This is a genomic window from Escherichia fergusonii ATCC 35469 (assembly GCF_000026225.1).
Lineage (GTDB): Bacteria > Pseudomonadota > Gammaproteobacteria > Enterobacterales > Enterobacteriaceae > Escherichia > Escherichia fergusonii.
Genome location: NC_011740.1, coordinates 1606150 through 1619864 on the forward strand (window position 1 = coordinate 1606150; position 13715 = coordinate 1619864).

Below are 13715 nucleotides of genomic sequence, written 5' to 3' on the forward strand. Positions count from 1 at the left end.
GAAATATACTTACCAACATATTATTCAATACCGAAACTAATAAACAAGCCAATATTAACAAACGCAATCACCCTTCACCAGGTAAACTGTAACCCAGTGCAACTATAAGGATTAATTTCTAGCCAAAAACATCACCAAATACAGTTAACACCTAAAATATGCATAATTATCAATTAGATATTTAATAGTTAAAAAATTTTCAACTGTAAAATCTTGCAATAACTACTCACAAAGTGGCACAATCCGCGACGCTAATGATAATTGTTACCATTTAGGCTTGTATGTTAATAGCAAAATATCTTTGCCTACTGAAACCATTTTGGGTACGTAAAAACAATAAAACTTCAGTATTTTTGATCATCGTTATCCTCGCCATGATCCTTGGCGTTGTAAAAATTCAGGTGTGGTTGAATGACTGGAACAACGATTTTTTCAATGCTCTAAGCCAAAAAGAGACTGATAAACTTTGGCAGCTGGTGTTATGGTTTCCGGTGCTTCTTGGTGTCTATGTATTAATATCCGTAAACAAAACATGGCTTATTAAACTACTGACAATTCGTTGGCGCGAGTGGTTAACTGACTACTATCTTAAGCGCTGGTTACAGGACAAAAATTACTATTTCAGCCAACTCGACACTGAACATAAACATACCGATAACCCGGACCAACGTATTGCCGAAGACATCCTGCTTCTGATTAGCAAAACGTTAAGTCTTGCATTTGGCTTTATCCAGTCATTGAGCATGTTGGTCACTTTTACGGTTATTCTTTGGCAAAGTGCCGGTACACTTTCGTTCTCCCTTGCAGGAGAAACGTGGCATATTCAGGGCTATATGGTGTACACCGTGGTGTTTATTGTTATTGGCGGAACACTTTTTACCCATAAAGTAGGCAAGCGTATTCGCCCGCTCAACGTTGAGAAACAGCGTAGCGAAGCAAATTTCCGTGCCAACCTTGTGCAGCATAATAAGCAGGCAGAGCTAATTGCTCTGAGTAATGCAGAACACCACCAGCAACAAGAGCTGTCTGATAATTTCACTACCATTAAGAAAAACTGGCACCAATTAATGAACCGCCAGCGTTGGCTGGACTACTGGCAGAACGTCTACTCACGTTCACTGAGTGTACTGCCCTACTTTCTTCTGCTGCCACAATTCATTACCGGGCAGATCAATTTAGGCGGACTGATGAAATCACGCCAGGCTTTTATGCTGGTCTCGAATAACCTCAGTTGGTTTATCTATAAATACGACGAACTTGCAGAACTGGCAGCTGTTATCGACCGTTTGTACGAATTTCATCAACTCACTGAACAACGCGTGGTTAAAAAGCCGGATGTTAATGATCATAAGATTCAGGTAAAAGATGGCACTATTCATACCCCGGATAATCGACCATTGCTGGAAAATCTCAACCTCAAGGTTGTTCCTGGCAAGTGGCTGTTGTTAAAAGGTATTTCTGGAGTTGGTAAAACAACGGTATTGAAAACGTTATCGCACTGCTGGCCGTGGTTTCAGGGTGATATTTCTTCCCCTGTTGATATTTGCTACGTACCGCAAGCGCCATTAATTAAGTCTGGGAAGCTGAAAGATATTATTTGCAAAACGCTACCTGTCACTGTGGATGACAACGACATTAACAACGCCCTACATCTGGTAGGTTTAGTTAAATTAAAGGATCGATTAGAAGAGTTTGATCGCTGGGGAGATATTTTATCCAGTGGAGAAAAACAACGAATCGCTTTAGCCAGAATTCTCTTACATCGTCCGAAATGGATATTTTTGGATGAAACAACCTCTCATCTGGAAGAACTGGAGGCAATCCGCTTATTACGTTTAGTACGCCAACAATTACCTGGAAGTGGTGTCATTATGGTTTCTCATCAGCCGGGATTGTGGTCTCTGGCAGACGATATTTGTGACATTAGCGCGGCTTAATAATTATAACAAAAGCCCGCAGAGGAGATTTTTTTAATGAAACGAGTGCTTATTCCAGGCGTCATTTTATGTGGCGCCGATTTAGCCGTTGCCGCTGAGGATAACGAAAAATATACCCCTTTCTTCGAACAAATGACGGTATATGCCCCTGTGCCCGTGCCAGTAAATGGCAATACACATTACACAAGTGAAAGTATTGAACGATTACCCACGGGTAATGGCAACATTAGCGATTTGCTAAGAACTAACCCTGCGGTGCGTATGGATACCACCCAGAGTACTTCTTTAAATCAGGGCGATATTCGCCCGGAAAAAATTTCAATTCATGGTGCTTCGCCCTATCAAAATGCTTATTTGATTGATGGTGTAAGCGCCACAAACAACCTCAATCCAGCGAATGAATCTGATAGCAGTAACGCAACCAATATCAGTGGTATGTCGCAGGGATATTATCTTGATATCTCGTTACTGGATAATGTCACTGTTTATGACAGCTTTGTTCCGGTGGAGTTTGGTCACTTCAATGGTGGCGTCATTGATGCCAAAATCAAACGTTTTAATGCTGATGACAACAGTATCAAACTGGGCTACCGCACGACGCGCTCAGACTGGATGACTTCGCATATTGATGAAAAAAACAAGAATGCCTGGAACCAGGGATCTTCAGGGAGTACTTATTACTCTCCTGAGTTCAAAAAGAACTTCTACAGCCTGTCATTTAACCAGGAGCTGACAGATAACTTCGGCGTAACCGCTGGTTTCTCACGTCGTCAGTCGGATATTACCCGTGCAGATTATGTTTCCAACAACGGTATTGTTGAAGGCCGCGCACAGTATAAAAACCTGATTGATACCGCACTGAGTAAATTCTCCTGGTTTGCCAGTGATACGATTACCCACGATCTGACATTCAAATATACTGAATCTCGTCGCGATTATAACACCAGTACCTTCCCGGAATCTGACCGTGAAATGGGTAACAAATCTTACGGTGTCGCATGGGATATGGATTATCAGTTAGCAAAAGCGAAACTGCATACTACCCTCGGGTGGGATCATATTAGCGACTACACTCGTCATGACCATGACATTTGGTATACCGAAGATGTATGTACATATGGTGATATTCGCGGTCGTTGTACCCGTGGTGGATTAGGCCATATTTCTCAGGCCATAGACAACTACACCTTCAAAACGCGCCTTGACTGGCAAAAAATCGAGATCGGCAATTTCACACATCAACCTTATTTTGGTGCGGAATATATCTACTCTGATGCCTGGACGCAGCGACATAACCAGTCTGAGTCTTATCAAATTAAGTCTTCCGGGATTAAAACCAACCACACCATTTACCATAAAGGGAAAGGGAGTTTGGGAATCTATAACTACACCCTCTACCTGGCTGATCGTATGAGTTGGAAAAATATTTCCCTGATGCCTGGTCTACGTTACGACTACGATACTTACCTTAAGAACACTAATATCTCACCACGTTTTATGACTGAGTGGGATATTTTTGCCGATCGGTCGTCACTCATTACTGCCGGTTATAACCGCTATTATGGCGGTAATATTCTTGACATGGGGTTAAGGGATATCCGTAACAGTTGGACCGAATCGCTTTCCGGTAACAAAACGCTGACCCGTTATGAGGATCTCAAAACACCTTATAACGATGAACTGGCATTGGGATTACAGCAAAAAATTACCGATAACGTTATTGCCAGAGCAAACTACGTTTATCGTTCTGCCCATGACCAAATCAGCAAAACCAGCCATACCGATAGCGCAACAAAGACGACAATTACCGAATATAACAATGACGGTACGACTAAAACGCACTCATTTAACCTGAGTTTTGAACTGGCCGAGCCTCTTCAGGTCAGCCAGTTTGCGATCAACCCGCAAATTGTTTTCAGCTATATCAAAAGTAAGGGCAATCTACGACTAAACAGTGGCTATGAAGAAACCAATACCGGCGACAATAAAGTCGTATACAACGGAAATCTGGTCTCTTATGACAGTGTACCGGTGGCTGATTTTAATAACCCGCTGAAGATCTCGCTAAATATGGATTTCACCCACCAGCCTTCTGGCCTGGTATGGGCAAATACCCTCACCTGGCAGGATGCACGGAAAGCTCGCATTCAGTTAGGCAAAACAAACTCGCAATATCAGAGTCAGTACGCTGATTACAAACAGTATGTTGATGAAAAACTGGATAGTAGCCTGAACTGGGATACCCGCATTTCCTGGACGCCTCAGTTCCTTAAAGCCCAAAACCTGACGTTCAGTGCCGATATCCTCAACGTTTTGGATAGCAAAACTGCGGTCGATCTCTCAACAGCAGGCGTCTCTACCTACGCCAGCGGTCGGCAGTTCTGGCTTGATGTCAGCATGAAATTTTAACCCTGAAAAATTGAGTTAGCCGGGTGGGATTTCCCTACCCGGCTTTTGTATGGAGAAAAAAATGAGGAAACTCTGTTACTTACTGACCTTTGTCGCAACATTGCTGCTAATTCCAGAAAGATTAATAGCAGCTCCCCTACCGCAAGATGAAAAATTGATTACCGGGCAACTGCAAAATGGCCTGAAATACATGATTTACCCTCATGCTCAACCGAAAGATCAGGTGAATTTATGGCTGCAAATTCATACAGGTTCATTACAGGAAGAAGATAACGAGCGCGGTGTGGCACATTTTGTTGAGCATATGATGTTCAACGGCACCAAAACCTGGCCGGGGAATAAAGTTATCGAAACGTTTGAAAGCATGGGCTTGCGCTTTGGCCGTGATGTCAATGCGTATACCAGCTATGACGAAACGGTATATCAGGTTAGCCTCCCGACCACGCAGAAAGAGAACCTGCAAAAGGTGATGTCCATTTTTAGTGAATGGAGCGCAGAGGCAACCTTTGATGAGAAAGAAGTTGCGGCAGAACGAGGAGTCATTACCGAGGAGTGGCGCGCACATCAGGATGCTAAATGGCGCACATCTCAGGCACGTCGCCCTTTCCTGCTGGCTAACACGCGTAATTTAGATCGCGAGCCGATTGGTCTGATGGATACCGTTGCCACTGTTACACCGCAACAGCTACGTGCTTTCTATCAGCGTTGGTATCAGCCAGACAATATGACCTTCATTATCGTCGGTGATATCGACAGCAAAGAAGCACTGGCGTTGATCAACAATCATTTAGGCAAACTGCCCGCAACCAAATCGGCTCAAAATCGCGTCTGGCCGACAACAGCGGAAAACAACCTGCGCTTTAATATCATTAATGATAAAGAAAACCGCGTAAATGGCATTGCCCTCTATTATCGTCTGCCGCTGACTCAGGTAACGGATGAGCAAAGTTTCATCGAACAAGCTGAGCTGAGTATGCTTATTCAGTTATTTAATCAGCGACTGCTGGAACGTATTCAGTCCGGTAAACTGAAACATATTTCTGGCGGAACTGCGCGTAGCGTGAAAATCGCCCCTGATTATCAGTCGCTATTTTTTCGAATTAATGCTCGTGACGACAATATGCAGGATGCCGCAAATGCCTTAATGACTGAACTGGCAACTATTGATAAATACGGTTTTTCCACCGAGGAACTGGAAGACCTGAAAGCCACACGGCTGACCTGGCTGAAAAATGCTGCGGATCAGCAGGCTGAGCGAGACCTGCGTATGCTGACCAGTCGTATCGCCTCCAGCTCACTGAATAACACGCCATTCCTCTCCCCGCAGCAGACTTATCAACTGTCTGAGCGTCTCTGGGCGCAAATCACCGTCGAAAGCCTGGCGCAGAAATGGCAGCAACTAAGGAAGAATCAGGATGCGTTCTGGGAACAAATGGTAAACAGCGATGCTGCAGCCAAAAAAGCGCTCTCGCCACAAGCCATAAAGCAGCTGGAAAAAACCTATGCTGATAAAAAACTGCCGCCATACGTTTTCCCTGGAATAAATTTAACCCTGACAGTTGCAGATAATGCCCAGGCGAAAATCACTCACCAGGAAAAGCTGGCTGACGATCTGACTTCGTTGACGCTCTCTAATGGCGCACGTGTCGTGGTAGCGAAAACGGCGAGCAATGAAGAAAAACTGCAAATCATTGCGGTATCAGATAAAGGTGATCTGAGTTTCCCGGCGGAACAGAAAGCGATTATTGCGCTGGCAAATAAAGCGGTTAGCGGCAGCGGAGTTGGGCAGTTGTCTGCCTCAAGCCTTAAGCGCTGGAGTGCAGAAAATGCCGTGACAATGAGCACCAAAGTCAGCGGGCAAAATACTCTGCTCTCTGTCAATGCGCGAGTGAATAACCCTGAGCCTGGCTTCCAGTTGCTAAATCAACGAATCTCGAACAGCAAAATCAACGACAATATCTGGGAGTCCATGAAAAATGCCCAGATTCAGTCTCTGAAAACATTGGATCAGCGTCCGGCAGAGAAATTCGCGCAGCAAATGTATGAAGCCCGTTATGCCGATGACCGTGCGCAGCGTCTGACTGAAAAACAACTGGCGCAATTTAGTGCTGAACAAGCTCTGGCAGTTGACCGCCAGCTCTTCTCATCTCCCGCAGATCTCACGTTTGTGATTGTCGGTAATATTGATGAGGAAACATTGCTGCCGTTAGTGACACGTTATATCGGTTCTCTGAAGCAGAGTGAACATGTTCTGTCCGCTGGCCAACCGTTAAAACGGGCAACCACGAATGCGAATATTACGCTGAAAGAACAAAATGAACCTGTCGCACAGGTGGCACAATGGAAGCGCTTCGATACCCGTTCGCCTGTAACCCTGCCTGTACGAATGGCGCTGGATGCCTTTAACGCCGTACTGGCGAAAGATCTTCGGGTGAATATTCGTGAGCAGGCTTCCGGGGTGTATAGCGTCTCCTCTCGTTTTTCTGTTGATAAACAGGCCAACGATCTGACGCATGTCATCGGCTTTACCTGCCAGCCGGAGCGCCATCAGGAATTGTTAACGCTTGCTAATAAGGTGATGGCTGATCGCCTCGTGAAAGGCATTAATGCGCAGGAGCTCAATGAGTATCGTAAAAATATGCAGCGAAATCTGGAGATCCAACAACAGAACACACAGCAATTAGCGAATACTATTGTCAGCAGTCTTGTACAATATAATGATCCTGCGGCCTGGACCGAACAGGAAAAGCTCTTGCAGCAACTTACCCCTGAACAGGTGAACAACACTGCGCGTAAATATCTCTCCTCAGCAGTAAATATTTACTCTGGTGTATTGTTGCCAAAATAAAATATTTCGGAACCACAACTTTAATACGGTTGTGGTTCTGTCCTGCTAAAAAATTTATTGCAAGAAATATTCGACATATCTGATATTGATTGTTTTGAGATTATTTTTATTATTTTGTTTATGCATTAATCCCACCTAAAAATAAACACACACGAAACAAAACTGATCCTGTAACACATTGTTTTAATGAGGAAACAATGAAAAACAAAGCAATAATAAATAAAAATATTTATTCTATTTAGGAATTTGTTATTTAGCCGTTACTTGCCTGTTTTGTGGAGAAATCCTATTTTTTTCATGCGTTCATATCATTTAAGGAGTTAAAAATGGACAAGAAGCAAGTAACGGATTTTCGCTCTGAACTACTCGATTCACGTTTTGGCGCTAAAGCCATTTCTACCGTAGCGGAATCAAAACATTTTCCGCTTCATGAAATGCGTGATGATATCGCGTTCCAGATTATCAGCGATGAATTATTTCTCGATGGTAACGCCCGTCAGAACCTGGCAACTTTCTGCCAGACCTGGGATGACGAAAATGTCCATAAACTGATGGATTTATCGATCAATAAAAACTGGATCGATAAAGAAGAGTATCCGCAATCAGCCGCTATCGACCTGCGCTGCGTAAATATGGTTGCAGATCTATGGCATGCGCCGACTCCGAAAAACGGCCAGGCCGTAGGCACCAACACCATCGGCTCCTCTGAAGCCTGTATGTTGGGCGGGATGGCGATGAAATGGCGCTGGCGCAAACGTATGGAAGCTGCTGGCAAACCAACGAACAAACCCAACCTGGTTTGTGGCCCGGTACAAATCTGCTGGCATAAATTTGCCCGTTACTGGGATGTAGAGTTGCGTGAGATCCCTATGCGTCCGGGACAGTTATTCATGGATCCGCAGCGCATGATTGAAGCCTGCGACGAAAACACCATCGGCGTAGTGCCGACCTTCGGTGTGACCTATACCGGTAACTATGAATTCCCACAACCGCTGCACGATGCACTGGATAAATTCCAGGCGGATACCGGTATTGATATCGATATGCATATCGATGCCGCCAGTGGTGGTTTCCTCGCACCGTTTGTTGCCCCGGATATTGTCTGGGATTTCCGTCTGCCACGTGTGAAATCTATCAGCAGTTCGGGTCACAAATTCGGCCTTGCTCCGTTGGGCTGCGGTTGGGTTATCTGGCGTGACGAAGAAGCTCTGCCGCAAGAGTTGGTATTTAACGTCGACTACCTGGGGGGGCAGATCGGTACTTTCGCCATCAACTTCTCCCGCCCGGCAGGTCAGGTTATCGCTCAATACTATGAATTCCTGCGTCTTGGTCGTGAAGGCTACACCAAAGTGCAGAACGCCTCTTATCAGGTAGCGGCATACCTTGCGGATGAAATCGCCAAACTGGGGCCGTATGAGTTCATCTGTACCGGTCGCCCTGACGAAGGTATCCCGGCTGTCTGCTTCAAACTGAAAGATGGGGAAGATCCAGGGTATACCCTGTATGACCTCTCTGAACGCCTGAGACTGCGCGGCTGGCAGGTTCCTGCCTTTACCCTCGGTGGTGAAGCTACCGACGTAGTAGTAATGCGCATTATGTGCCGCCGTGGTTTCGAAATGGACTTCGCTGAACTGCTGCTGGAAGACTACAAAGCCTCCCTGAAATATCTCAGCGACCATCCGAAATTACAGGGTATTGCACAACAGAACAGCTTTAAACATACCTGATACAGCGACACGCCAGGCGCGTGAGTGATCACTGTAACTCCCGGGGCGATTCAGATTTCTACTTTGCCCTGGGGTAATTTCTAAAGTCTGTTCACTGGCATTAGCAATGGAAAATGTTGCTCTGAACGGCGTTCAGGACAAGACAGGTGCGGTTCCGACAGGACAACCGTTTTAGGGGGATAATATGGCTACATCAGTACAGACAGGTAAAGCTAAGCAGCTAACATTGCTTGGATTCTTCGCTATTACGGCGTCGATGGTTATGGCTGTTTATGAATACCCAACTTTCGCAACTTCCGGTTTTTCATTAGTCTTTTTCCTGCTATTAGGCGGGATTTTGTGGTTTATTCCCGTGGGCCTGTGTGCTGCTGAAATGGCTACCGTGGAAGGCTGGGAGGAAGGTGGTGTATTCGCATGGGTATCAAATACCCTGGGGCTTAAATGGGGATTTGCAGCTATCTCCTTTGGCTATCTGCAAATCGCAATTGGCTTTATTCCGATGCTCTATTTCGTATTAGGTGCGCTCTCCTACATCCTGAAATGGCCAGCACTAAACGAAGACCCGGTCACGAAAACCATTGCCGCACTCATCATTCTTTGGGCGCTGGCATTGACCCAGTTCGGCGGCACCAAATATACGGCGCGGATTGCCAAAGTTGGTTTCTTCGCCGGTATCTTGCTGCCTGCATTTATTTTGATCGCCTTAGCGGCAATCTATCTGCACTCCGGTGCGCCGATTGCTATCGAAATGGATGCGAAAACCTTCTTCCCTGATTTCACAAAAGTTGGCACGCTGGTTGTGTTTGTCGCCTTTATCCTGAGTTATATGGGGGTAGAAGCTTCCGCAACCCACGTCAATGAAATGAGCAACCCAGGACGAGACTATCCGTTAGCCATGTTACTGCTGATGGTGGCAGCAATCTGCCTAAGCTCTGTCGGTGGTTTGTCCATTGCGATGGTGATTCCAGGGAATGAAATCAACTTATCCGCAGGTGTTATGCAAACTTTCACCGTTCTGATGTCACATGTGGCACCGGAAATTGAGTGGACAGTTCGTGTCATCTCAGCCCTGCTGCTGCTGGGTGTTCTGGCGGAAATCGCTTCCTGGATTGTTGGCCCTTCTCGCGGTATGTATGTGACTGCGCAGAAAAACCTGCTACCCGCTGCGTTCGCCAAAATGAATAAAAATGGCGTGCCAGTAACGCTGGTTATCTCTCAGTTGGTAATTACTTCCATCGCGTTGATTATCCTCACCAATACAGGTGGTGGTAACAACATGTCCTTCCTGATCGCGCTGGCGTTGACCGTGGTAATTTATCTGTGTGCTTATTTCATGCTGTTTATTGGCTACATTGTGTTAGTTCTTAAACACCCTGATTTAAAACGCACATTTAATATCCCTGGCGGTAAAGGTGTGAAACTGGTGGTCGCGATTGTGGGTCTGCTGACTTCAATTATGGCGTTCATTGTTTCCTTCCTGCCACCGGATAACATCCAGGGTGACTCGACCGATATGTACGTTGAATTGTTGGTAGTAAGTTTCCTGGTGGTACTCGCTCTGCCGTTTATCCTCTATGCGCTGCATGACCGCAAACACAAAGTGGATACTGGTGTGGCACTGGAACCTATCAACAGTCAGAACGCACCGAAGGGGCATTTCTTCCTGCACCCACGTGCCCGTTCCCCGCACTATGTGGTGATCGATAACAAAAAACACTAACCCTGTTTAAGTGTCGTAACACAACCCAGAACGGGAGTGATGAATTTGATCACTCCCGTCTTTTTTGTAACCGTTGGTTGTATTGACTTACCCTGGATAAGTACGAGAATGAGCGGCACATATGTTTACCGGAAATCAGGCATGGATATCTGCTCCCGAAACGTTACCCTTGTCGCCAGGCGCTCATGTTCTTTGATTGCTCTGGCGGTTCTTCTTTGCAGTTGTAAGAGCACGCCACCGACATCTCTGGTGACGCCTGTGCAAAAAACACAACCACCAGCCAGCACACAACTCTCGCAGCAGCCAATGCGCGGTATCTGGCTGGCAACTGTTTCCCGACTCGACTGGCCGCCGATTAGCTCGGTAAATATCAGTAACCCCACCAGCCGAATGCACGTACAGCAGCAAGCATTGACCAACAAACTGGATCAACTTCAACGTCTTGGGATCAACACGGTATTCTTCCAGGTTAAACCTGATGCAACTGCCCTGTGGCCCTCGCAAATACTGCCCTGGTCAGATGTGATGACCGGGAAAATTGGTCAGGACCCAGGCTACGATCCCCTGCAATTTATGCTCGATGAAGCCCATAAGCGCGGAATGAAAGTCCACGCCTGGTTTAACCCCTATCGCGTATCTGTGAATATCAAACCAGGTACAATCCGGGAACTCAATAATACGCTGAACCAGCAACCGGCCAGCGTTTATGTGCAGCATCGCGACTGGATAAAAACATCCGGCGACCGTCTGGTGTTAGATCCCGGCATTCCCGAAGTTCAGCAATGGATAACCAACATCGTGGCTGAAGTGGTGTCCCGTTATCCGGTAGATGGCGTACAGTTTGATGACTATTTTTATACTGAATCTGCCGGTTCAAAGCTGAACGACAATGATACCTTTCGCAGATATGGCGCTGGTTTTGCTTCAAAGGCAGACTGGCGGCGGCATAATACTCAGCAATTGATCACCCAGGTTTCACGCACCATTAAAAAACTTAACCCCAATGTCGAATTTGGTGTCAGCCCGGCGGGTGTCTGGCGCAACCGTTCGCATGATCCGATGGGCTCCGATACGCGCGGAGCCGCAGCTTATGATGAGTCATATGCCGACACTCGCCGTTGGGTACAACTCGGTCTGTTGGATTACATCGCCCCACAAATTTACTGGCCCTTCTCACGCAGTGCTGCCCGCTATGATGTGCTGGCAAAATGGTGGGCCGATGTAGTGAAACCAACTAATACCCGGCTTTACATCGGAGTGGCATTTTATAAGGTGGGCGAACCATCAAAAGTAGAACCTGACTGGATGGTTAACGGCGGCGTTCCTGAACTGAAAAAACAGCTCGACCTTAACGATACCGTACCGGAAATCAGTGGCACGATTCTGTTTCGTGAAGACTATCTCAACAAGCCGCAAACGCAGCAGGCAGTGAACTATCTGCGCAGTCGCTGGGGCAGCTAATCCCACCTTCACCGCCCGGGTTTCCCTTGCCTGGGCGGTCTTCATCTCAGGATGACAGGATAGACTATACTCTGTATAAATAATCTGACTCATCAGTAATAAAATTATCTACCATTAAACTACTCACACTCTTTTTATGTGTTGTGTTTCTTACGCAACCCGTCTTTTCAGTGAGCGCAAAACGGTATAACCGTAAGGGTGGGCATTATGGAGATGTACTTTAAAAGAATGAAAGATGAGTGGGTCGCGTTGGTTGAAAGAACTGACCCGGAAATCCGAATAAAAGCATCGGAAATTGCCACCGCTCACGCGCTGACCTTGAGTCATGAATTTTACCGTATCGTTCGGGCAGATCCCCACGCCGAAGAGTTTCTCAGTAATGAACAGGTTGAAAGACAACTGAAATCGGCGATGGAAAAATGGATCATTAACGTATTATCAGGCGGTGTAGAAGATATTGAACGTCTGATACAAATTCAGCATACCGTAGCCGAAGTCCATGCCCGAATTGGTATTCCGGTGGAATTAGTCGAAATGGGATTTCGGGTACTGAAAAAATTGCTCTACCCGGTGATAAACGCCACCGACTACGGCTCAATGGAAAAGCTCCATATCTATCACTTTTCTATAAATAGTATTGATTTGGCCATGGAAGTAATGTCGCGCGCATTTTCGTTTAGTGACAGCAGTGCCGCGAAAGAGGATGAAAACTATCGCATATTTTCACTACTGGAAAACGCAGAAGAAGAGAAAGAGCGCCAAATTGGTGCACTGTTGGCCTGGGAGATCGATATCATTTATAAGGTACTACTGGATGCAGATCTGGGAAGCAGTTTGCCCCTGAGTCAGGCTGACTTTGGTTTGTGGTTTAACCATAAAGGCCGCCATTATTTTAGTGGTATTGCCGAAGTCGGTCATATTTCTCGCCTGATTCAGGATTTTGACGGTGTGTTTAATCACACACTAAATAACCCTAAAAATTTGAGTAACAGAAGCCTGCGGGTGAAATTTTTATTACAAATCAGAAATACTGTTTCGCAAATTATTACTTTGCTACGCGAGCTATTTGAAGAGGTTTCAAAACATGAAGTTGGCATGGATGTGCTAACAAAGTTACTTAATCGTCGCTTTTTGCCAACCATTTTTAAACGGGAAATAGCCCACGCTAATCGTGTGTCTACCCCGCTTTCGACATTAATCATTGACGTCGATAAATTTAAAGAAATAAATGATACGTGGGGCCATAACACGGGGGATGAGATTTTACGCAAAGTCTCTCAGGCCTTTTATGACAATGTCCGCAGTAGTGATTATGTGTTTCGTTACGGTGGCGACGAGTTTGTTATTGTCCTTACCGAAGCCAGCGAAAATGACACCCTGCGTATTGCCGAGCGCATTCGTAGCCGGGTAGAAAAAACGAAACTGAAAGCGGCCAATGGTGACGATATTCCCCTCTCATTATCAATAGGGGCCGCGATGTTTAATGGTCACCCGGATTATGAACGCTTAATCCAGATGGCGGATGAAGCGCTGTATATTGCAAAAAGGCGAGGTAGAAATCGTGTTGAACTATGGAAAGCAAGTCTTTAAATACCATCGGATGCAGAGGTAAT

7 protein-coding genes and 1 pseudogene are annotated in these 13715 nt (G+C 45.9%); all 8 read left to right on the top strand.

Translation table 11 applies throughout. The annotated features are described in order from the left end of the window. Positions 1-281: 281 nt before the first annotated feature. The 8 genes and pseudogenes from EFER_RS07940 to EFER_RS07970 all read left to right on the top strand — a co-directional run bounded on the left by EFER_RS07940 (position 282) and on the right by EFER_RS07970 (position 13692). Entirely contained in the window at positions 282-1937 is a 1656-nt protein-coding gene (locus tag EFER_RS07940; protein ID WP_000903680.1) for an ABC transporter ATP-binding protein/permease, read from the top strand. A gap of 36 nt (positions 1938-1973) precedes the next feature. Then, the gene (locus EFER_RS07945) at positions 1974-4346 is read left to right on the top strand and encodes a TonB-dependent receptor plug domain-containing protein (protein ID WP_000832403.1); all 2373 of its coding nucleotides are present in this window, start codon (positions 1974-1976) and stop codon (positions 4344-4346) included. 61 nt (positions 4347-4407) lie between these two features. Continuing rightward, the gene (locus EFER_RS07950) at positions 4408-7194 is read left to right on the top strand and encodes a M16 family metallopeptidase (RefSeq protein ID WP_001228360.1); all 2787 of its coding nucleotides are present in this window, start codon (positions 4408-4410) and stop codon (positions 7192-7194) included. Positions 7195-7520: 326 nt separating this feature from the next. Next, positions 7521-8921, top strand: a complete 1401-nt coding sequence (locus EFER_RS07955; RefSeq protein ID WP_000358832.1) for a glutamate decarboxylase — start codon at positions 7521-7523, stop codon at positions 8919-8921. Positions 8922-8959: 38 nt separating this feature from the next. After that, positions 8960-9093 (top strand): annotated as a pseudogene (locus EFER_RS24560) (glutaminase A); the annotation flags it as partial. A gap of 12 nt (positions 9094-9105) precedes the next feature. Next, positions 9106-10641, top strand: coding sequence for an acid resistance gamma-aminobutyrate antiporter GadC (gene gadC, locus EFER_RS07960; RefSeq protein ID WP_000246032.1), 1536 nt, complete (start codon positions 9106-9108; stop codon positions 10639-10641). A gap of 141 nt (positions 10642-10782) precedes the next feature. After that, the gene (locus tag EFER_RS07965) at positions 10783-12102 is read left to right on the top strand and encodes a glycoside hydrolase family 10 protein (protein WP_000350418.1); all 1320 of its coding nucleotides are present in this window, start codon (positions 10783-10785) and stop codon (positions 12100-12102) included. Positions 12103-12309: 207 nt separating this feature from the next. Then, the gene (locus tag EFER_RS07970) at positions 12310-13692 is read left to right on the top strand and encodes a diguanylate cyclase (protein WP_000426306.1); all 1383 of its coding nucleotides are present in this window, start codon (positions 12310-12312) and stop codon (positions 13690-13692) included. Positions 13693-13715: the final 23 nt, after the last annotated feature.